We start from the raw sequence: 22,301 nt of genomic DNA, 5'->3' as shown, positions 1-22,301 counted from the left end.
ACAATGAAAATCATGCATTGCCCGCTCAACGGGCCACGCAACATCAGCGAATTCATCTACGGCGGGGAGCTCAAATCCATGCCCAACCCCACCACCTGTAGCGACCGCGAGTGGGCAGACTACGTTTTTTACAGCGACAACACCGCGGGCGTTATCACTGAGTGGTGGATGCATGTTGCCTCCAGCTACTGGTTTCTTGCCGAGCGGCACACCGTCACCGATGAAATTCTGCGCACCTTTGATCCTCAGGAAATTTTCCAGGAGCGCGTAGGGTTTGCCGTCGAGGAGCAACGCTCATGAACCGCCATGTCTCACCTGACGCTATTCAGACCATGCCAACACGCCTCCCGGCCCCGATGGGCAGTCTCATCAATCGCCAGCAGCCGATCACCTTTCAGTTCGAAGGCACGAATTACCATGGGGTGGAAGGTGACACGCTAGCCAGCGCGCTGATCGCCAATGGCCGCCACCTGCTATCGCGTTCCTTCAAGTATCACCGGCCCCGTGGCCCGCTGACCATGGCAGGCCAGGACGCCAATACGCTGGTTCAGCTACCCGACGAGCCCAACGTGCTGGCCGACACGCACCCGCTCAGCCAAGGCTTGGCCGTCACTGGCCAGAACTACAGCGGCAGCCTGGATCACGACAGTGACATGAAGCTGGGCAAGTTCTCCAAGTTCATGCCAGTGGGCTTCTATTACCGCTCCTTCTATAAGCCTAAAGGTGTCTGGAAGTTCTGGGAGTCGCTGATTCGCAAGAAGGCCGGGCTGGGCAGATACGACCTTAATGTCACTGGTGGCTATCACGACAAGGCCTACCTGTTTGCCGATGTGGTAGTGGTCGGCAGTGGGCCGGCGGGCCTCAAGGCGGCCTTGACCGCCGCTGAAGGGGGCGCAAAGGTGCTGCTAGTTGAACAGCAATCTCAGCTGGGTGGCGCGCTAACCTACGCCCGCTTTGATGATGCAGGCGTGCGTGCCGATCAAGTACGTGAAGCGCTGATCCCGGCGGTTGAAGCGCATGCCAATATTCATGTGCTGTGCAAAGCCACCTGCAATGGCTGGTTTACCGACAACTTCCTGCCCGTGATCCAGGGCACTCGGATGTACAAGGTTCGCGCCCAGGAGTGCATCGTTGCCGCTGGCGCGTTTGATCAACCGGCGATTTTTCGCAACAACGATTTGCCCGGCGTCATGCTAACCAGCGCCGCCCAGCGGCTGATTCGCCATTACGCGGTACGCCCTGGTAAACGCGCCGTCGTGCTCACTGGCAATGACGATGGCTACCTAGCAGCTCTCGACTTGCACGAACAGGGCATTGAGGTCGCGGCGCTGGTGGATATGCGCGCTGAGCCGGTCGACACCCGCCTTACCCAAGCGATCAACCAGCATGGCATTCCGCTGCATGTTGAGCACACCGTATTCGAGGCGCTACATGACAATACCCTGCACCACGTGACTGGTGTTGATGTGCGGCGCATCACCCGCCGCGGCGAGGTGGCTGACGAGAGCCTAACGCTGGAATGCGACTTGCTGTGCATGACCGCCGGCTATATGCCGATGTATCAGCTGTTGTGTCAGGCGGGTGGCAAGCTGACCTATAACGATGATGTAGCAGAATTTTCCCTCTCAAACCTGCCCAAGCACCTGTACGTGGCGGGCTCGGTCAACGGCTTGCACGATCTTGACCAGGTACTGCAAGACGGCGTCATCGCCGGTACTCAGGCGCTGCACAGCCTCGACCTGCCAGCTACTGAAGCCGCTCCCCTGGCGGGAGCGCCGAAGCAGGTAAACTTTCCCTGGCCCATCTTTGCCCACCCCAAGGGCAAGGAATTCGTCGATTTTGATGAAGATCTGCAAATTCGCGATATCATCAACGCAACGCGCCACGGCTATCGAGACGTGCAGCTAGTCAAGCGTTTCTCAACCGTCGGCATGGGCCCTTCGCAAGGCCGCCATTCGGCGCTGCCCACCGCGCGCTTGGTCGCCGACGCCACGGGCCGCACCGTCAGCGAAACCGGGGTTACCACCGCGCGCCCACCGTTCACTGCTGAAACCCTTTCCCACCTGGCCGGGCGCAGTTTCGACCCCTTCCGGGTCACGCCTCTGCACCAGCGCCATCTTCAACTCGGCGCCAAGATGATGCCAGCGGGCGATTGGCAACGCCCGGCCTTTTATCCCTCGGCAACGAATGGCCACCTGGATCGTGATCGCTGCATGCAGGAAGAGGCGCTCCATGTCAGGGAAAAAGTCGGCCTGATTGATGTTTCCACCTTGGGTGGTATCGAGGTGCGCGGGCCAGACGCTGTGGAGTTCGTCAACCGTATCTACACCTTCGGCTTTCTCAAACAGCCGGTAGGGCGTACGCGCTATGCGGCCATGGCCAATGAGCAGGGCGTCGTGGTTGATGACGGTGTTTCCTGCCGCCTTGGCGAGAATCACTTTTACGTCACCGCCACCACCAGCGGCTTGGCGCGCGTTTATCAGAGCATGCTGCAGTGGAATGCCCAGTGGCGCCTGGATGTGGATATTGCCAATGTCACGTCAGCTTACGCGGCGGTGAATGTCGCCGGGCCGTTATCGCGCAAGGTGCTGGAGAAAGTCTGCACCGAGGTGGATCTTTCGCCTGAAGCGTTCTCCTACCTGGAGCTGCGTGAAGGTAAGGCCGGTGAAGCGCCAGCGCGCCTGTTGCGGGTAGGTTTCGTCGGTGAGTTGGGCTATGAGCTTCATGTTCCGTCACGCTATGGCGAGTACCTCTGGGACTTGCTGATGAAAGCGGGCGAAGAGTTCGGTATCCGCCCCTTTGGTGTCGAAGCCCAGCGGCTGCTACGCCTTGAAAAAGGCCATGTCATCATTGGACAGGATACCGACGGCATGAGCCACCCTTCCGAGATCGGCATGAGCTGGGCGGTCAATCGCAAAAAGCCGTTCTTTGTCGGCCGCCGTGCCGTGGATATTCTCGATGAGCAGCCCGCCAAGCGCCGCCTGGTCGGCTTCCGGTTACCGGCAACCTCCGCCAAGCCGCTGGAAGGCCACCTTGTGCTGGAAGGCAGCGATATCACCGGCAACGTGACCTCCTGCGAATACTCGCCCAATCAGGACGCAATCATCGGCCTGGCTTACGCTGGCGCCGATAAAGCAACGCCCGGCAGCCATATCACCATTCGGGTTGAAGGCGGCGATGAAGTTAACGCAGAGGTCGTCAAGCTGCCTTTCTACGATGCCAACAACAGCCGACAGGAGATGTAAACCATGGCGACTCTGGAAGACACTCTCACCGCCAAGCGAACGCCGCTTTACCATCTTCAACAGGCCAACCAGCCCGACGCGACCGGGTGGCAACACCTGGGCGGCTATGCGATCAAGGCTGAGCAGGATGAAGCACAGGACGCGCCCGCTTGCGGGTTAACGGATCTGTCCGCGCTAGCACGGGTCGGGTTACGCGGCAAGAAGGCAGCAACGATACTCAGCGAGAACCACTACCAGCTACCCGCTGCGCCCAATCAAGCGCTACGCCAAGAAGATGGCAGCCTGGTAGCCAAGCTATCCGCCAGCGAATATCTGCTGCTGGGCAGCTTTGCCGATGACGGCGAGCGCATCAGCCGCGATGAGCTAGCGTGGCAGGCGGCCGAGCGCGCCCATCGTCTGCCTGATGCCTATCTTCTCCCCCGACAGGATACGCACGCTTGGCTTGCCTTGACCGGTCGCCATGCCAGCGATGTAATGGCGAAGCTGTGCGGCGTTGATTTGTCACCTAAAGCGTTTGCCCCGGGCCACGTCGCTCAAACCTCTGTCGCGCGGGCCAATGCCATCATTATCAACGCCAGCCAAGCGGATCTTTCCTGCCTCTATCTCTTGGTGGATAGCGCCTCGGCATGTTATTTCTGGCCTATTCTTCTTGATGCGATGCAGGAATTCGAGGGGAAAGTGCTTAGTATCATGGCGCTGCGTCGATATCGCCAAGAGTAATGCATGCTGAACGGCCTGGCGGCGGCAAGAAGCTACTAGGTCGCTCAAAAATCAAATCCATTCAGCCAGGGGCCTTATTACGGTTATGGCAACACAATCCAGCAAAGAGATCGACTATACGGTTCCTGCGCTTTATCGAGGCCTTAAAATCCTCGAGCTCTTCGACAGTCAGCATCGGATACTCACCACCCAGGATTTTGCCGATGCGCTGGAGGTCACGACGTCATCCATTTACCGCATCGTGACAACCCTGACCGAGCTGAACTACTTAGACAAAGTAGCCAAGAACACCTATCAACTTGGCCCCCAGGTCATTTCCCACGGCTTTAGCTATCTTGCTAGCCGAGACATCGTTGATATCGTCATGCCGCACCTGAGTGCTCTGCGCAATTTAGTGTCGATGTCTTGCCACCTTAGTGTGCGCGAAGGCCAGGATGCGGTGTATATCTACCGCTCCTTTGCGTCGCAGCGACTTTCCGTCAATGTTCCCGTGGGTACGCGCATAGCTTGCCACAGTTGCGCCATGGGCAGAATCCTACTGACGGATCTTGGCGAGCCTGAACTCGATGCCCTTTATCAGCATGTCCGCCTGGATGGCTATCCTGCCCCGGCGTCCCGCACGCTCCCCGAACTGAAACAGACGATTAACAACGATCGCATTACAGGCTGGGCCATACACCGCTCTGATTATGCAACCGCCATCGCCACCGGGCTAAAGGACTATCAAGGACGCATTGTAGCGGCCATCAATGTCTCAGGCCCCGACGCTCTTATGAACAGCGACGCTCATATTAAAGATATCAAGGTGCAATTAATGGCCACTGCGCAGCGAATCTCTTTCGAGTTGGGCAATGCTAGCAAGGGGGCTAAAAACTAGGGCCTGTTGACCTTTCACATGGGTAGCCATAAAAAACCGCAGGCCAAGGCCACCATGCTTTTGTAGTTTCGTTTGAGTTTGTCATACCACATCGCTATCGCGCGATACGGCTTCAATCGGGCAAACGCATTCTCGACGAGATGCTGGTAGCGATATAACTCTCTGTCTAAACTGTAATTTCCTTTCTTTGAATTGCGTTTTCTTGGAATCACGGGGCGCATGCCCTTTGCTTCGACCTGCTCACGGATACGCTCACTGTCATAGCCCTTGTCAGCTATCAGCGCCTCCCTGGTCGGCAGGTCGTCTATCAACGCCTGGGCCTCTGTGCTGTCGTGTACTTCACCCCCCGTTATCCTGAAAGCATTGGAGAGTCCATAAGCATCAACGGCAAGATGAATTTTGCTGGTGTTGCCCGCACGACTTTTGCCAACAGCTTCTGCCTCTTCTGTGGCAGCCCCTGTGCTGTCCTGGTGTGCCTTGACGTAGGCACCATAGGAGAATAGCCATTCAACATCGGGGTCATCCACAAGCGCACGGAAAGCCGCCATCAGTTTTCCGGCGGCTGACCAGGCGTTGAAGCGCTTGTAAACCGTATTCCAGGGGCCAAATGCCTCGGGCAGATCCCGCCACTGGCAACCGTTGCGCATTCGGTAAAGAATGTCTTCCACAGTGGTTCGCAGGTCGATCTTGTCATAGATACCTAGTTGAAGCAGGATAGGTCTCAGCTTCGACCAGTGTTTATCCGTGAGCATTTGTCGGGGCATGGCAGGCTCGCCGTTTGTGGGTGTCGGAACCTCTATTCTGCGAGCTTGCCCCTATCCTGCCAAACTTCCCTTGGCAAAACGTCAACAGACCCTAATTTATATGCTACTCCCCTCAGTTTGAACTGAAAGTGAACCGAGAGATAGATATTGGCATTGTCCAGCACCACCATGGTATGGCTTCCGGAGCCTTTCTGGACAACCAGACGATCGCCGACTTCCTAACACTGATCTTAGCCCAAGCCCAAGATCCGCTTACGTTTAGTCGACCAGGTCATAATGAGGTGATCCACCATTAACCCCATGAAGGCGACACAAAGCCCCAACACTAAGCCTTTACCAACATCATTAGAAGAAAGTGCGCGCATCATTTCCTGCCCCAAGTCTTGGGTACCTATAAAGGCTGCAATAATCACCATGAATAATGAGAACATAACGGTCTGATTCAATCCAATCAACAAGTGCGGCAGAGCTATAGGCAGCTCCATAGACCACAAGCGCTGCCAACGCGTAGCTCCTGCCATATCAACCGCCTCACGCAAGTTCTCGGGTACGTTGATTAGGCCCTCAATGGTATACCGCAACATAGGTATCGCAGCGTAGATAATGACCGCACCAATGGCCGAGACATCATTGACACCAAATAGCATTATTACTGGTATCAGATAAATAAAGCTGGGGAAAGTCTGGCACGTATCACAGGCTAGCAGCATTCTTCTTGCCCGCGTTGGCTTGGCCGCGGCCCAGATGCCTAACGGTAAACTAATAGCGATAGCGAGCCCTACTGCGAAGGTGACCATATAAGCGGTGATCATGGCCCGCTCCCACCAACCGGATAGCGCAATAAAACCGACAAAACAGGAGCAGACTACAGCAGAGCGCCAGCCACCTATGCGCCATCCGATACCCATTAGCAACAAAAGCACGGCAGACCATGGGGCAGCGAGATATACATCGCGCATGGGGATTAATACGTTGAGCAGCAGCCAACTGCGGATCGCATATGTAACCGGATACGCCTCGATGGTAAACCAGTCGACTATTGGCTCCCATAGGAAAGCAGCCGAAAGTGCTTGGTTCCGTGGAATTTCATACAACCAGCCATGTAGCTGCGCTGCCGACAAAGCGGCAATGACCAACCCAGCCCAAATTAGTAACAGTTGCTTGCGTTTCCACCACGGCGTACTACGCGGATAATATGCTGGCTGCTTCTCAGCCCAGGCGCGGGATAGCCGGTCTAGCGTCACTGCGATTAGCACGATCGAGATACCTAGCTCTATCGCTTGTCCAATTTTGAGACCCTGCAGATATTGGAGCAGTTTGTAGCCGAGCCCTGGAGCGCCGATAAAGCTTGCAATCACCACCATGGCGAAGCACAGCATAATGACTTGGTTAACCCCAATCAGAATCTCAGCTCGTGCCGTCGGCACGCGTACATAACGCATCACTTGCCAGCGGGTTGCGCCACTCATATGACCAGACTCGATAATTTCTGAAGGTACGCGGCGCAGACCTAAAAGCGTCATGCGGACCATTGGCGGCGTGGCGAAAATTATCGTTGCAATGGCTCCGGCATGGTCGCCGACACCGAAGAAGACTACCACCGGGATGAGATAAGCGAAATGTGGCAAGGATTGCGCTACGTTAATTATTGGCTGCAATATCTTCTCAAACCATATGTAACGCCAAGCCGCCCAGCCTAGAAGGAATCCCAAGGATACAGATAGAGGCGCTGCGACGAAAATGAGGCTAAGCGTCTCCATTGCCCACTTCCACTGGCCGAACACTGCTAACCAGACACAAGTTCCTCCTGCAAGTGCGCCCAGTTTCCAGTCACGCAACCCATAACCCAGTGTAAACCCAGTGATCATCAATACTGTCCAAGGCAACGCTGGCACACCCAAGCCACCACGCCCACCAGCAAGTAGGTTGCCGAAAATATCTAGCAACCAAGCCACAAAGCTGGCGAAGGCACGGGTAATCACTGTCAGACCAAGATCCTCTTGTGTGAAAACGAAGGCGGCATTGATCCAATCTGCCATTGGCAAAACCATTCCATCGGGAGGTAGCAACAGGCTAGTGGGTAACTGCGGCGAAGCGATTACTATAAGGAAAGCTAATCCAAAGAATACCAGCCCTGCTTTCGTTTGCCCTACTTGCACAGGAGGGATAGGGGACGTGTTGGCAATAGTCATACGTCCTCCGTAAATAGTAACTCTAACGCACGGCCACGGTTCATCGCCCCAATGATTTGACCATTGATGTCAGCAACAGGAACTCGTGCAGCGGGGGACTCCCAAAGTCGTCGGCCGAGTGACGCAATTGTTGCCTCTCCGCAAACTGGCTCGCCTTCTCCAGCTGTTCCAGGTTCGATCAGGGTTCGAGCACGTATGACGCGTGATTTCGCGATCGTTCGTGTAAAACGCTCAACGTATCCGGTCGCGGGACTTAATACGATCCTGTCGGGCGTATCTACTTGTTCGATAGCCCCCTCATACATAATTGCAATACGATCCGATAAGCGCAGTGCCTCATCAAAATCATGTGTGATGAAGACTATCGTTTTGCTTAACATCTCTTGTAGACGAAGAAGTTCGTCTTGCATCTCACGCCTTATAAGTGGATCTAGAGCCGAGAAAGGCTCATCCAAAAACCAGATATCTGGTTCGATAGCAAGGCTGCGGGCGATTCCTACGCGCTGTTGTTGCCCCCCGGAAAGCTCATGTGGAAAATAGTCCTCCCGCCCGCTAAGCCCGACCAAATCGATAACTTCAAGCGCCCTCTTACGCCGATCATTTTGGGGCGTACCACGCATTTCTAGCGGGAATGTTACGTTTTGAAGCACTGTACGGTGCGGTAGCAGGGCAAAATTCTGGAAAACCATCCCCATTTTCTCACGTCGCAGCCGAATCAAGGCTTTTTCATCCAGACCAAGGAGTTCTTTCCCTTCGACTTGAACACTGCCAGCTGTTGGTTCGACAAGGCGTGACAGGCAGCGAACAAACGTGGACTTGCCCGAGCCGGAAAGCCCCATAACTGCTAAAATCTCACCTCTATTGATGTCAAGCGATACGTCACGGACAGCGGCAATATGGCCACTTTCCTTCAATACTTCGGACGAAGGGTGACCATTATGATGACGAATAATGCCAACTGGATCGGAACCGTAAATTTTCCATAAGTTACGACAGGTAATTACGGTATCCTGGTCACTACCTCGTTCATGAGATTTCCCCGAATTTTGTCTAATCTTAGCGTCAACTATATTCATCAGCTGCTCCTAACAGACCTAAAATTTGCTCCCTCCACCCCGATATAGAAAGGAGAGGGAGCCAACACTAAGATTATTCGGCCCACGGCTTCCATACTGATTCGTTATCCTCAAGCCAAGCCACTGCAGCTTCTTCTGGCTCCATACCATCGATGTCAACCATCTTGGCCATTTCAGCTATTTGTATATTGCTGAATTCGATATTGGTTAAAGTTTCGTAAGCTGTAGGCCATTTATCAGCCATGCCATCCCATGCGGCTTTCTTGAGGTAACCATCTGCTGGATTGCCACAGTCATAGGTCTCGTTCGGGTTCGGCCCAAGCGAGGCATCATCTTTACAGCCCTCAAAGTACTCGGGGAACTCAACGAAGCTGCCAGGATAAAGTGCCTCTATAAAATTCGGCGTCCAGTTGAAAAGCACTATCGGCTGGCCACGCTTCTCAGCGGCAGACAACTCAGCCCAGAGCGCAGCGGCGGATCCAGCATTAATTACGACAAAGTCCATTCCTAATGCATCAATCCTTTCGGAGTCATGTTTAAGCCAGTCCACTGGCCCCCCAAGAAAGCGCCCTTTGGGCGCGGTTTCCGGCATAGAGAATTCTTCAGCACAAGCATTCAATGCCTCCCAGTCCGGCAGGCCGGGACAGAGTTCTTCTACATACGCTGGATACCACCAATCTTCGCGAGTAACGGCGGGATGATCCCCTGCATCAACAATACCGCCCTTGGATTTGGCCTCTTCGAATGCAACACCATATGCACCCTCCCAAACTTCTACCTCAAGGGTTGCATCGCCGAGACGAATGGCCTCATACACTGCTTGGCTATCTGTCGAGACGTAGTCAACCGTATAACCCATATTTTCGTAAATTCCGCCGACGATATGGCTCATCACGATTTGGCTGGACCAGTTATGGGTGGGGATGACGATTGGGTCGCTGCTCTCGACCGCGAAGGCTGAAGTTGAAAGCGTAGCAATAGATACGCTGATAAGATAATTGTTAACTTTATTCATGTTAGCCCTTTAATTAAGTGGAAGTAATTTTCAGTAGTTTGATGTTGCTTTTAAACATCTTATTAGTTTAATTCATATGTGAATGTTAGATTTTATTTAAAACCTAAGCTCACCATCCACGAATACATTCCAAGCATTTATCATGCCAAGTTGATGAATAAAATTACTTTTCAAGCCTTTGCCAATTTAACATGAATTCTACATTTACCTTTTTAGTGCATCCTGAATAGGCTTTTATCTAAAATGGATCATGCATGACAGATAACTTTCCCGTAGGTAAATCATAAAATTGATATTTGAATTAAGGGTTAATTGCATCAATTCGCTTCATTAATTAACCAACACTCCAAGTTCCTCCTTTTAATCCTGGTGCATAGCTCAATCCACTATTACTTTTATAAGTAATATGACGCTGGACTTGCTTATTTTTCATGAAAATCACATGCTCTTTTTCCTATCGGTAAGCGGGCTCGTCGATGAAAAGAAGCATCTGCAAAACAGGAGGTGCAAGCGACAACGATCTAGATCGCTTTGACATTGTGCTTGCGAAAATTGGCAATCGTTTTGATACCTAGTGTGAGGGGCTCCGTCAGCTACACGAACTCAACATTACGCTGCGCCATACGTGCAGTCCGCGGCTGTAATGAGTGCAGTAAAGGTAGCCATAGAGATAAAGTACAGCGGTTGATCCGCGGGGCGGCTAGGCTAGCTATATGTATAAGCAGCGGGGTTGCAGCAAAACGGCTATGCTTTGCTTTGCCGCTTATGGTTTCATATCAGTATTGTTTTACTTCCATATCAAACTTGGCGCCTAGCTTGCCGGAACTTGAGCCATCATGCTATGAACGAAAAGATAACTACTGATAAACAGAACACCCGCCTCAGCCTTGAACAGCATATCGCCAGGGCATTGAAAAAAAAAACGAATTTCGCAAGGCTACAAAATATCAGATGTTGCACGCATCGCAGACCTCAGCCAAGGTATGATCAGTAAGGTCGAAAATGCCCAAGTCTCGACCAGTCTCGAAACACTAAGCCGACTCTGCAACGCAATCGACCTGCCGATATCCAAGTTATTTAGCGATTTCGACGTCGGAGGACGCGGCGCACAGCACGTAAAAGCCGGCGAGGGTATGGAAGTAGTGCGTACGGGTACCGAAGTCGGTCACACTTATCAGCTTCTCAGCTACCGTCAGGGCCCTAATAAACGCTACGAGCCTTTTCTGATTACCATGGACGATGCCAGCGAGGTCTTCCCGAACTTTTGTCACGCAGGACACGAGTTCATCTACTTGCTCGAAGGGAAGCTAATTTATCGCCATGGCAAAAGTTTTTACGAAATGAACCAGGGCGATAGTCTGGCTTTCGATGCCGCTGTGCCGCATGGTCCTGAACAGCTAATAGAAGTTCCCATCAAGCTGCTCTCGATTATTCATTACGGCAATGAGGATCAAGAGTAATCGTTGCTTAAACGATCGATATTTGTTGTGACTTTTGGGCCATAAAAAACCGGTGCAAAATGCACCGGTTTTTTATGGTTCTAATTATTCCTGCGTGGATTCGTGCTTTTTAAACGCAGCATTTTCATGCTTAATAATACTGGCGGTTAATACAACACAAAGCCCCATTCCGATTGCCAGGCTAACCGCGATGGCAATTGGGTGGCTGGAAAATAACAGGTAGTTGACTGCGCTTGGCACATCGACATTGGTTTCCATTTTTTTCTCCTGAACGCTTTGGTATTTCGGCATTAATTATTTTATTGGCGCAATAACGCTTTTTTGCATTTAGCGTTAGAGGTATCAACTAATATCGTGCCTTTTCGCCATGGGGGCAGTCGTGCTAAACCCTGAACGAGTACCGATGGGCGAATTGCTTTTGACAGGTTCACTCTCAGGATAGGGTCTGGCGGATATTTCCACTAAATCCAAACCAAGCGCTTCAACATGTGGCGGTACACGAAGGATGTCGAACTTTTTTAAAGCATAAGAAATGCCCCAGCCAGGAATAAAACCGGTCAAGGCCATGACAATCGCGCCCATCAACTGGCCAGTGAAGGAAACATCCGGTATACCGTCTACGTTCGCGAATCCTGCCGCAAAAATACCCACCAGTACCACCCCGTAGAAACCGCAAAAGCCATGGACCGCGAACGCGCCCACAGAATCATCCAGGCCACGCTTTTCAAGAAAATTGCCCACTTTAGCCATCAAAGCGCCGCCACTGGCTGCCAGAGCGAAAGCCAAACCGGGATAGTAAAGATCCAAACCGGCAGCCACAGTGATAATGCCGCCCAGCCCGCCAGACATGGTCCAGAAGGGGTCGCGAGACACCAGATAAGCACCGATTACACCACCAGCGAAGCCCATGACGGTGTTAAAGGCAAAGGCCGAAAGATTAGTCTGGTTACCGTAAATAGTTGTCCAGCCGATGTCGCCAGTGTTGAATATGATACAGCCGCCGAGAAAGCCGAAGAAGCCGACGATGATCATCATCAGGCCAAGCAGCGACATCGGCATGTTGTGTGGTGGGATCGCCTGGGGCTTGCCGTTCTTATACTTGCCAATTCTAGCGCCCAGATTCATCACCACACCGAGGGCGAAGAACCCCGCCACCGCATGCACCACACCCGCAGCGCCCACATCGTGGTAGCCGAATTTGGTCAACAGCCAGCCGTCCGGATGCCAACCCCAAGCCCCCGCGAGGATCCATACACCTGCACCTAGGATCACTGCCAAAATAAGGAAAGCACTCAGACGGATGCGCTCAATGACTGCCCCGGAGAGAATCGAGCCAGTGGTGGCCCCAAAAAGTGCAAAAGCCGCAAAGAAAATACCCGTCCCCATATCGTTGACATCGGGACGCATACTCGCACTCCAGGGCAGCGCGGCTGACGCGTTAATGGGAATAATACCATTAGGAAAAGCGTTATAGACCCACCAGCCGACAAAATAGAAAGCAGGGATGACCGAGGCCAGCGTTAAGATGTTTTTCATTCCCGACGCCAGCGCATTCTTGGTACGTGAGGCACCTATTTCGTAGGATAAGAAGCCTGCGTGAATCATGAACATTATGGCGATACACCACCAGTAAAACACTTCTATGTTCATTGCCTGATGCATCTCGAAGATGCTTTGTAGTTCATCAGTCGTCATGTTGCTTTCCTCTTAATCAAGTGTGAAGTTAAGTAGCCTGGTCCTTGCTAACCAGATTAGTTTTTGATAAGAAAGATACTTTCCTTAAAATAGAGGCAATATATATGCCAAAAATCTACGCCTGGAAAAGAATAGGAAAGTTACGCTTTAACGTGATGTTTTATTGAAGTTAAGTGCCATGTTTTAAAATACTCTTTTGAAATATAAAAACATGACAGAAATTCTCATTGTTCCGCGGTTTAATATTGATGCGTTATACACAATCAATGCACTTCAATAGCGCTCAACTGCGGACGCGGGTACGCTCCTTGTCATAGAACGGTAAGGCAACCACTTCGGCGGGCAAACGTTTCTGCTGACCATCAAGGCGGCCCACTTCCAGCGGAGTACCGGGCTTGGCAAAATCTGGCGCCAGACGGCAAAGAGCAATCGATTGTTTTAGCAATGGCGACTGCGTCGCACTTGTCACCCCCCCAACCGGGAAGCGCCCATGAAAGATTTGATCGCCATGACTTACCAGCTCCGTACTATCGATTACCAGCCCCATCAGCTTGTGACGGCTTTCGGGAGCCTGCCGCGCCATGGCCTCGCGACCCACAAAATCCTCTTCTTTGGTTTTCATTGGAACGGTGAAGCCGATACCTGCCTCGAAAGGATTGGTTTCCGGGCAAAATTCATGGTCTGCGAAGACCAGACCCGCTTCGATGCGCAACATATCTAGCGCATCTAAGCCAAGAGGTGCCAGCCCATAGGGTTGCCCAGCTTTCCAGACCGCATCCCAGAGGCGTTCGCCATGGTCAGGATGGCACCAGACTTCAAAACCAAGCTCTCCGGTGTAGCCGGTTCTGGATACCATGAGCGGCACGCCGTCCGCCCCACCCAGCCGTCCGATCATGAAGTGGAACCAACCGAGCTGTGCCACGCTGGGCTGGGTCTCAGCATTCCACACCAGCTGGCTAAGCAACTCACGGCTGTGCGGCCCTTGGATGGCCAGATTATGAAGTTGTTGGGTGGATTCCCGAACGCTTACTTGGTACCCCTGGCGGGTCGCCAACTCGCGCAACCAAGTACCGCTATAAGCATCCCCACATATCCAGCGAAAGGCTTGCTCGCCCATCCGAAACAGCGTGCCATCGTCGAGCATGCCGCCGGTTTCATGGCAAGCTGCTGAATAAGCGATTTCACCCACCGATAGGCGTCGCACGTTGCGGGTCAGAGCGTATTGCATCAAGCGTTCAGCGTCCGGCCCAACGACTTCAAACTTACGTAGTGGCGTCAAATCCATAACCGCGACACGCTCACGGCAAGCCAAGTATTCGGCACGACGGCCCCAACCTTCAAACTCGCTGGGTAACCAGTAGCCGCGATACTCAACGAAGCGCTTAGTCAGTGCTGATGTCCGGCGATGAAAAGCGGTTTGAAATGTCATGCGTGGCAATTCCTCTGGGGTGATCCGGTTAGCAATAGCGCGTGGAAATTCATGCTCGGCTGAGTAGATCCGTACATGTATATCGGTGGGCGTCCATCCGTTGGCTGGATCAATGTCATCCGGGCAAGCGGATGAGGCGCAGACCAGGTCGCGTTTGGCGCGCAACAGTACATAGTCACCAGGACGCGACCACGGCTCATCTGCCGATAGGGTGCCGCAGGGCTCAACATAGGTATTGAAGAAAAAATTAATGGCCGGCCATCCTGCTCGCGGCGCAACGTTATAGGCTGCCAGTTCGCGGTTAAAGTTCTCGGTACAACTGATGTGGCCAAAATAGCCACTGTCTTCGTAAAATTTGGGTGTGCAGGCCAGCATAAAGCTGTCATGACGTCCGACCGTATCCTGAACCACCTCCAGCATTGGCTGGAGTCTCTGATCAGCGAAACGTGAAAATAGACCGGGCTGTGGCATCACGCTACCGGCTAGCGTGCGTGTTGCCGCAGCATCCATCGTCAGCTCTTCCCCCTGATCCAGGGCGGCTTTATCGAAAGCGATGAAATCAGAACTTTGCTTCCCAGCCACGTCGATAATCTGGATCCACTCGCCCGCCTTAACCTGGTAAGTGCGCGCGCTGCTGTGGGGAATATGAATCTCATTGATAGGCTCGGCCAGCGGCTCCGGCAGCTCTAGTGGATGGTTGGGAAGGTGCCAGTGAGTCACGTTCAGCTCGGACGCTGGCGACTGCTCGGATACCGTCATATCCTTGCCGGGCGCTACCATCACAAGCGTAAGCGGTTCGCTATCCATAGGCCGACTAAGCTCCAGAGGAAGCCAGCTACCAGGCACATGCCCCCCCTGCTCCAATAAGTCGGTGTCAATCTGCCAACTATCGAATTGAGTGCTCAAGCGCTCGGCGGCACGATTGCTTTGATCAAGCTGGCTTCGCGTCAGCGCTGCCGACGGTTGCATCTCAATACCCAGCGTCGAGGTCACGGCCTGGTTGCATTGATCGAGAGCCAGCAAATCACAGCCTTGCTCACCGTCTTGCGTCATTACGCTCAAGCGTTCGCCCGGTAATAGTTGTAGGCGCAGGGCATACTGGCCAGCGATACGATAGCGCCGACAGGGCAATGCCAGCGCCTGCTCAGTAGGAATGTATCGACTTTCCATGGGGTTACCTCATGTTGTAATGTCGATGCGCCCAGCTCTGGTTTCATCCAACGCTGGCCTCATTAAGGTGCGTCGCAGTAACCATTAGCTTCTTATATGGTGCATGGCTACATCTGACGGCCGTCATACGATAATAAATTTCTTTTTGATAAAAATACTTTACTCCCAGTAGAGAGGCGCACAATCGGCCATGAGGGGTAATCACGAAGGAGTAGCCACCCTGTACTGGCATGAAAACTGCTTGTAGTAGGTCTATCGCGCACCAGGCGCGGCCATCGATTGCGGGAGGCGGCGGATGGGCATCAGCCTTAGTGGTTGGATTGAACGTTGGGTTGCCCAGCCTGATAAGGCGTCGAAGCCTGAGCCACTTATGAGCAGTCAGGCTCTCAACGAGCTGACATTACGCATCGCCGCATGCGAGCATCTTTCGATCGATTTATCAGTGATTCTTGGTTGGATGCAGGGCCAACTTAAGTCGGGAAATTCTGCCGCCGACAGACCAAGCTTATGTCTTGCGTTAAGAGTATCCCAGGCGCAACTGACCATAATAACGCCCCCCGGTGTTACCCTCACACAGGAGCAGGCATCTGCTGTGGAATATCCATTATTCGCCGAGGACGACAAGACTGAGCAATGGCTACAACTCCCTTTCTGGCCCCAGCCCATATATGCAAGGCGTTTGTTGCCACAAGGTGATATTCCCGGGGCTTGGCTATTACTGCCTGGCCGATGGGGAAACGAGCCTCTGGCCTTAACTTTAGAGCCGCTGCGGAGAGCGCTGTCGGACGGGTTGCGGATTTGTCTAGCGCACCAGCGGCAACGCGAAGAGGCCATAGAGAAAGAGCGTCGCGAATACGCCGCCGAGCTACATGACACTATTGCTCAGGAGCTGGGTTATCTAAGGCTGCGTACGTCGCGTCTAGAAAAGGCTTGTCGACAGCCAACTCCAGAGCTAAATGCGCTGGCGGCTGACATTCACTTACAGACGCAGCGAACCTATCGGCAAACACGCGAGTTGATCAGCAGCGCCCGCGTCACCTTAGAAGATGGTTCACTGAATCTGGAATTAATACGCAGTGTGAAGGAGTTCGAACAGCGATCAGGCCTAGTGTTCGAGTTGGACAACCGGGCTCAGTCCGGATATTTATCCAAGCGGGTCGCTATTCAAGTGCTGCTGATTGTGCGTGAAGCCCTCAGCAACAGTGTGCGCCATGCCCACGCCACCCACGTGCGTATCCAGCTTTTGCCCAAGAACCAAGGTGGCTTACTGGTGCGCGTCGATGACAATGGCTGGGGTATCGTCCAGGGAGATGACAGCAAGGCTAGTTTCGGGCTGGACATCATGCGCGAGCGTGCCTTAAGGATCGACGGGCACCTGAATGTGGGGCCACTATCCGGAGGCGGCACGCGGGTCGAACTGATCGTAGCTAGAGAGATGATATGAATCCTACGCGTGTTATTGTGGTCGATGACCATCCCTTGTTTCGGCGTGGTGTAGCGGAATTGCTCAACGAAAGCCAACGATTTGATGTGCTGGATGCCTTCGGCAGCGCCGAGGAGCTTCTGCTTCACCTTGAGTACTTGAAGCCCGAACTATTGCTGCTCGATTTGCAGATGCCAGGCGCCGATGGCCTATCGCTACTGGAACGCATCAAGGCCGAGCATGAAGATATCTGGGTGGTTATGTTGACCGCTTCCGACGACAGCAATGATCTACTTAAAGCCATTCAGCTTGGCGCCGACGGCTACCTGCTCAAAGATACCGATCCGGACATCATCCTTGAGTGTCTGGATGCGCTGCTAACCGGCAAGATCGCGCTGAATGACGAGGTCGTCATGATGCTAGCCCAACGGCTACGTGCAGACCGAATGAACCTTCTCGATGATGCTACATCAGTTCCGCCTACTTGGGTGGATGGTTTGACTGAACGTGAACGTCATACCCTGATGTGGATCGCCAGAGGACTTAGCAATAAGCTCATTGCCCGCAAGTTGGGCATCAGCGACAGTACCGTCAAAGTCTATGTCAAAAACCTACTGCGCAAGCTCAACGTGCACTCACGTCTCGAACTGGCCGCCTGGGTACATACTCACCCGCTACCTGATGATGATTCACCATGATCGACCTACTGATGCCGTTCGCTCTTAGGTCAAAACGCCATGCTGCCACGCTGCCCTACTGCCGCCTGCTGGATAGCCTTAACGAAGCTGTAATGGTGGTGAATGACAGCAGCGCAATAGTCTACGCCAACCGTAGCTGGCAGCACCTGATCGGCGAAAAGGAAGGTGCAAAAATGCCGCACCTGCTCGATTACGTTCACCCCGCCGACCGAGCCGTCTGGCTACAATTGTGCCGCCAGATTAATCGCCAGGAAAGACCAGAACCGTTATGGTTGAGAGTGATGGGGGCCGATCATGGACTACGCTGGTGTGAATTGCGCGCTCAATCACTAGAGATTGGCTCGGTATGGCCTGTCAGTCTCTCCCTTTGCGATATTACTCCCCAGGTTCATCGTGACCAGATTCACTCAGCCAACCATCGCAGCCTGTCGCAACTGGTCAATGGCCTACCAGTGATGGTTTACCGAGCCCGCAACAATCGCCACTGGACAATGGAGTACGTCAGTGACGGCTGTCACGAGTTGACCGGCTACCCCGCCGAGGCGCTACTCAACCACTCCCTGATCAGCTATGGGGAGATGATCCACTCACAGGACGCCGACCAGGTCTGGGAACAGGTTCAAGATGCCCTGCGCGAGCATCGCAGCTTCGAACTGGCTTACCGTATCCAATGCGCCGATGGCCGGCTACGTCGCGTTAGCGAAAAAGGCCATGGCGTGTACTCGCAAAACGCTGCCGCTCTCGGCGTCGAAGGGGTCATCATCGCCTTTGAAACCGACATCAGCGACGCGGCATGTTAAGGAATAACCCTTTTGGCCTACCCTTTCAGAGTAATTTTTTTGCCTGTATCAATCCTCTAGGTTGGTAGTGTGTGAGCGAAGATTTTTTCGCGCCCATTACGACTACTTCTCTGCATTTAGGACACTTACAGGAAACTAGCTATGAAAAAGCGTATTGCGATCATCGGCGCCGGCCCAAGTGGCCTAGCACAACTTCGAGCCTTTCAGTCGGCACATGATAAGGGAAGTGAAACCCCAGAGCTGGTCTGCTTCGAGAAGCAAGGCGATTGGGGCGGGCTGTGGAATTATACGTGGCGTACCGGACTCGACGAAAACGGTGAACCAGTTCATGGCAGCATGTACCGCTATCTGTGGTCGAACGGACCGAAGGAGTGTCTGGAATTCGCCGATTACTCCTTTGAAGAGCATTTTGGTCGTCCGATTGCCTCCTATCCGCCACGTGCTGTGCTCTGGGATTACATCAAAGGCCGCGTCGAAAAAGCCGGAGTACGCAAATTCATCCGCTTCAATTGCCCGGTACGCCAAATCAGCTACGAAGAAGCTAGCGAGACATTTACTGTCATCGCCCACGACCACACCACGGGCACCATCAGCAACGAGCAATTTGATCATGTCATCGTTGCCTCTGGACATTTCTCCACCCCCAACGTACCTGAGTTTGAAGGCTTTGAGCATTTTAACGGACGCATACTACATGCTCATGACTTTCGTGACGCGCTGGAATTCAAAGACAAGGACATTCTGTTGGTCGGCAGTAGCTATTCCGCGGAAGATATTGGCTCACAGTGCTACAAGTACGGCGCAAGGAGCATCACCAATAGCTATCGAACTCGGCCGATGGGCTTCAACTGGCCCGATAACTGGCAAGAGAAGCCCCAGCTAAAGCGAGTAGATCGCGATATGGCCTATTTTGCGGATGGCTCATCTAAGCACATTGATGCCATCATCCTGTGTACTGGCTACCTCCATCACTTTCCCTTCCTTGACGAGCCACTACGCCTAAAGACTAGCAACCGCCTGTGGCCGCTGACTCTTTATAAAGGCGTCGTTTGGGAGCACAATCCCAAGCTTTTCTATCTGGGCATGCAGGATCAGTTTTACACTTTCAATATGTTTGATGCCCAAGCTTGGTTCGTACGTGATGTTATCTTGGGACGTATCCCTCTGCCGAGCCAGAATGAAATGCGCGACGACAGTGCCTCTTGGCGAGCACGAGAAAAAACCCTCGAAAGCGATGAAGATATGATTGTTTTTCAGGGTGATTACGTTAAGGCACTCATCGACAAAACCGACTATCCCAGTTTCGATATTGACGGCGTCAACAAAACTTTTCTGGAATGGGAGCATCACAAACACGAAAACATCATGGCTTTCCGTGACCACTCCTACCGTTCGTTGATGACAGGCACCATGGCTCCCACTCATCACACCCCCTGGTTGTATGCCATGGATGACTCTCTGGAAGCTTACCTTGCCACCGAAACTGATAAGGTTGATGCATTGGAAGCTTGAAGGCTCCATGTAACCTGAATTCATAGAATAACTGCAGCACTTTGGATCATACGGTAGAGGCAGGAGGGCCAGCAGCGGTACCCTCTCCGCCTTACCGACCAAAGTGAAGCAGAGTATGGGATACCGACAACTGACCCAGGCACAACGATATCAAATTTTTGCCCATAGGGATGTAGGATTGAGCCAACGTCAGATTGCTCAACAGCTTGGCATTCACAGCAGTACCGTGAGCCGTGAGCTGAGACGTAATTCGGGTGCCAGGGATATGAACCCGCACAAGCGCAGCGTTACAGCGATCAGAGACGCCGCTCCGCCTGGAAGTGGACAAAGCAACTCCCTAGCCTGATCAATGCCGTAGCTGACAGGCTTAGAGAAGAGTGGAGTCCAGAGCAGATTAGCGGTTTTATGGCGCCGTTGACGGGGATAGGAGTTAGTCATCAATGGGTTTATTCGCTGATCTGGGACGATAAGGCCAAGGGTGGCGATTTGTGGCGACACCTCCGCCAGCCCAAGCGTCGCTGTAAACATCGTGCCCATGCCAAAAGTGCAGGACTAGGCAAGATTCCTAAGCGTGTGGGGATAGAGCATCGGCCACCTGCTATCGAAAAACGCCTCACCATCGGTCACTGGGAAGGCGACACGGTGCTTTATGGGCACAAGCAAGCGGGGATAGTGACGTTGGTAGAGCGACGAAGTGGCTACTTGTTGGCGGCACGTCTGCCAAAGGTAACGGCAGAACTAACGCAGAGAGCCATGGTCCGTTTACTTAAGCCTCGTCGGGGCGCGGTGAAGACGATCACGCTAGACAATGGCTCGGAGTTTGCAGACCACGAGACGGTCGCAAAAGCGGTTAGCGCCTCCGTGTATTTCTGTGATCCTTACTGTTCAGGCCAGCGTGGGACAAACGAGAACACCAGTTGCTCATTGTAGGATCTTTCGGAGCCACTTCAGTGCTGATTTATTCAGCTCCTGACAGCCCCTTCGCACAGCCCAGTCACGTATTATTTGGAAGTGTACTCTCTGCTGCTGTTGGGGTGGCTTGTTTTAAATGGCTTGGCACATCAACTTTGGCAATGGCTCTAGCGGTGTCATTGTCTGTCTTTGTGATGCAATTAACGCTCTGGCTCACTAGTGGGGCGATCACGAGGACACGGTTGAGGACTACAGCTAATCGGAGCGATACGGGTTGGCAAGCACAAATGCCATGACGACGCTGGTGACGCTCTCTTGCTTTCGCAACTTCTCTCACCGCCGCGTGGTGACGAAGCCTTCAAGTAGACCGAGATCTATAGTGACTCTCCCCCTTCCTTCTTGAGCAGAGTGCAACAGTCACAAATGACACCCATGAAGCTAAATTAGCGAAATAGCATCAAAAAACACGGTTATTTAACCCATTGAAAACATGACACAGCTGCTAGTTTTATCTGTATATACATATAGTTAAACTTGGTGAATTTACCGTGTCAAAATTAAAAGAAAACCAGGTGATTATCCTCGCTCCCAATGCTAGCGCCATCGAAAGTGTATATGAAAACTATTGTGAATTTGATGTAAATAAAATTAAAAACTCTGCTATTGAAAAAATCATCAAATATCTTGCCGCCAGTCTTAACTGCATTACTGAAAAAGAATATAGTGTCGCAATAAAATATAAAACCATATTTTTCAGTACAGAAAACCCTTATGATAAAGATGGTGCTGTTTTCTTTTTAGACGCTTTTAAAGATTCGAAAACTAATCAAGAAATCATAGAAAAATCACGCACACTGGCGTTATTTATTATTCAACAACTTCTTCCTAATAACGATCTTTTTAACCAAACGCTTGATATATCTTGGTTAAGTAAAGAAAATATTGAAATGCTTGATGAACGCCGCAATATGTTTCTCCTGAATCCGTGAGACCGGCCCCCGGAAGCACTTCTAACCCACTGACCTGCATGGCAATATAGCCATTATCGCCATTCACCCAGACAGTGCCATGCCCAACATAAAGTTCCGCGCCAGTTGCCGCACCCTCACCAGCCACGCCGGGCTGTCCATCATCGGGCAATGCTTCGAGATCGCTGGCGTCGACAGCATCGACAGCCGCTTCCCCACCACGCTGGGCATGCGCACCAGTGACGTGATCAAGAGCTACCTGGGCCTGCTGTGTCTGGGCATGAGCGACTATGACGCTGTCGAGAACTTCCGCCGCGACAAGCCCTTCCAACAACTGCTGACCCT

18 protein-coding genes and 3 pseudogenes are annotated in these 22,301 nt (G+C 52.6%); 14 read left to right on the top strand and 7 right to left on the bottom strand.

From position 1 onward, the window contains the following. Positions 1–3 precede the first annotated feature (3 nt). From A3220_RS00090 to A3220_RS00075, 4 genes are all read left to right on the top strand, one after another. Positions 4–300 (top strand): sarcosine oxidase subunit delta, encoded by a 297-nt coding sequence (locus tag A3220_RS00090; RefSeq protein WP_062372178.1) that lies wholly within the window; start codon positions 4–6, stop codon positions 298–300. Then, positions 297–3,245, top strand: a complete 2,949-nt coding sequence (locus A3220_RS18105; protein ID WP_217284263.1) for a 2Fe-2S iron-sulfur cluster-binding protein — start codon at positions 297–299, stop codon at positions 3,243–3,245. Before A3220_RS00090 ends, A3220_RS18105 begins: the two co-directional genes overlap by 4 nt. A gap of 3 nt (positions 3,246–3,248) precedes the next feature. After that, the gene (locus A3220_RS00080; protein ID WP_084812717.1) at positions 3,249–3,965 is read left to right on the top strand and encodes a hypothetical protein; all 717 of its coding nucleotides are present in this window, start codon (positions 3,249–3,251) and stop codon (positions 3,963–3,965) included. Positions 3,966–4,050: 85 nt separating this feature from the next. Next, positions 4,051–4,842: an IclR family transcriptional regulator gene (locus A3220_RS00075; protein WP_084812716.1), complete on the top strand. Its 792-nt coding sequence runs from the start codon at positions 4,051–4,053 to the stop codon at positions 4,840–4,842. 14 nt (positions 4,843–4,856) lie between these two features. On the opposite strand, the gene A3220_RS00070 is transcribed toward A3220_RS00075, so the two are convergent. The 4 genes from A3220_RS00070 to A3220_RS00055 form a co-directional block, all read right to left on the bottom strand. Then, a complete protein-coding gene (locus tag A3220_RS00070) occupies positions 4,857–5,606 on the bottom strand; it encodes an IS5 family transposase (RefSeq protein WP_084812715.1) in 750 nt (249 codons plus the stop codon). A 230-nt stretch (positions 5,607–5,836) separates the two neighbouring features. Then, positions 5,837–7,798 (bottom strand): ABC transporter permease subunit, encoded by a 1,962-nt coding sequence (locus A3220_RS00065; RefSeq protein WP_084812714.1) that lies wholly within the window; start codon positions 7,796–7,798, stop codon positions 5,837–5,839. Beyond that, positions 7,795–8,874 (bottom strand): ATP-binding cassette domain-containing protein, encoded by a 1,080-nt coding sequence (locus tag A3220_RS00060; protein ID WP_084812713.1) that lies wholly within the window; start codon positions 8,872–8,874, stop codon positions 7,795–7,797. The genes A3220_RS00065 and A3220_RS00060 overlap by 4 nt, the downstream gene beginning before the upstream one ends. A 73-nt stretch (positions 8,875–8,947) precedes the next feature. After that, positions 8,948–9,889, bottom strand: a complete 942-nt coding sequence (locus tag A3220_RS00055) for an ABC transporter substrate-binding protein (RefSeq protein ID WP_062372174.1) — start codon at positions 9,887–9,889, stop codon at positions 8,948–8,950. Positions 9,890–10,815: 926 nt separating this feature from the next. Here A3220_RS00055 and A3220_RS00050 point away from each other — a divergent pair. Further along, positions 10,816–11,349, top strand: a complete 534-nt coding sequence (locus tag A3220_RS00050; protein ID WP_354702712.1) for an XRE family transcriptional regulator — start codon at positions 10,816–10,818, stop codon at positions 11,347–11,349. Positions 11,350–11,433: 84 nt separating this feature from the next. On the opposite strand, the gene A3220_RS17370 is transcribed toward A3220_RS00050, so the two are convergent. The 3 genes from A3220_RS17370 to A3220_RS00040 all read right to left on the bottom strand — a co-directional run bounded on the left by A3220_RS17370 (position 11,434) and on the right by A3220_RS00040 (position 15,643). Continuing rightward, positions 11,434–11,607, bottom strand: a complete 174-nt coding sequence (locus A3220_RS17370; protein WP_164834365.1) for a hypothetical protein — start codon at positions 11,605–11,607, stop codon at positions 11,434–11,436. A gap of 84 nt (positions 11,608–11,691) precedes the next feature. Next, complete coding sequence (locus tag A3220_RS00045; RefSeq protein WP_062372172.1) at positions 11,692–13,044, bottom strand: ammonium transporter; 1,353 nt, start codon at positions 13,042–13,044, stop codon at positions 11,692–11,694. A gap of 283 nt (positions 13,045–13,327) precedes the next feature. Continuing rightward, a complete protein-coding gene (locus A3220_RS00040; RefSeq protein WP_062372169.1) occupies positions 13,328–15,643 on the bottom strand; it encodes an aminomethyltransferase family protein in 2,316 nt (771 codons plus the stop codon). A gap of 295 nt (positions 15,644–15,938) precedes the next feature. Here A3220_RS00040 and A3220_RS00035 point away from each other — a divergent pair, with 295 nt between their 5' ends. The 9 genes and pseudogenes from A3220_RS00035 to A3220_RS00005 all read left to right on the top strand — a co-directional run. Further along, positions 15,939–17,087 (top strand): ATP-binding protein, encoded by a 1,149-nt coding sequence (locus tag A3220_RS00035; protein ID WP_062372166.1) that lies wholly within the window; start codon positions 15,939–15,941, stop codon positions 17,085–17,087. Next, positions 17,084–17,764: a response regulator gene (locus A3220_RS00030; protein ID WP_062372164.1), complete on the top strand. Its 681-nt coding sequence runs from the start codon at positions 17,084–17,086 to the stop codon at positions 17,762–17,764. Before A3220_RS00035 ends, A3220_RS00030 begins: the two co-directional genes overlap by 4 nt. Continuing rightward, positions 17,761–18,564 carry a PAS domain-containing protein gene (locus A3220_RS00025; protein WP_062372162.1) on the top strand — a complete coding sequence of 268 codons (804 nt, stop codon included), beginning with the start codon at positions 17,761–17,763 and terminating at the stop codon, positions 18,562–18,564. Before A3220_RS00030 ends, A3220_RS00025 begins: the two co-directional genes overlap by 4 nt. Positions 18,565–18,705: 141 nt before the next feature. After that, positions 18,706–20,076: an NAD(P)/FAD-dependent oxidoreductase gene (locus A3220_RS00020; RefSeq protein WP_062372159.1), complete on the top strand. Its 1,371-nt coding sequence runs from the start codon at positions 18,706–18,708 to the stop codon at positions 20,074–20,076. A gap of 115 nt (positions 20,077–20,191) precedes the next feature. Next, positions 20,192–20,422 carry a helix-turn-helix domain-containing protein gene (locus A3220_RS18210; protein ID WP_128082388.1) on the top strand — a complete coding sequence of 77 codons (231 nt, stop codon included), beginning with the start codon at positions 20,192–20,194 and terminating at the stop codon, positions 20,420–20,422. Next, positions 20,395–21,006, top strand: a pseudogene (locus tag A3220_RS18205) (IS30 family transposase); the annotation flags it as partial. The gene A3220_RS18210 and the pseudogene A3220_RS18205, both read left to right, overlap by 28 nt. After that, positions 20,991–21,284: pseudogene (locus A3220_RS16605) on the top strand (HPP family protein); the annotation flags it as partial. The pseudogenes A3220_RS18205 and A3220_RS16605, both read left to right, overlap by 16 nt. A 252-nt stretch (positions 21,285–21,536) precedes the next feature. Then, positions 21,537–21,977, top strand: coding sequence for a hypothetical protein (locus tag A3220_RS00010; RefSeq protein WP_062372155.1), 441 nt, complete (start codon positions 21,537–21,539; stop codon positions 21,975–21,977). A 79-nt stretch (positions 21,978–22,056) separates the two neighbouring features. Next, a pseudogene (locus A3220_RS00005) lies at positions 22,057–22,301 on the top strand (IS1380 family transposase); the annotation flags it as partial.

Origin of the sequence: Halomonas sp. KX33721 (assembly GCF_001596805.1) — a bacterium.
Classification (GTDB): domain Bacteria; phylum Pseudomonadota; class Gammaproteobacteria; order Pseudomonadales; family Halomonadaceae; genus Vreelandella; species Vreelandella aquamarina.
This window is presented reverse-complemented; position numbering and strand designations above follow the sequence as displayed.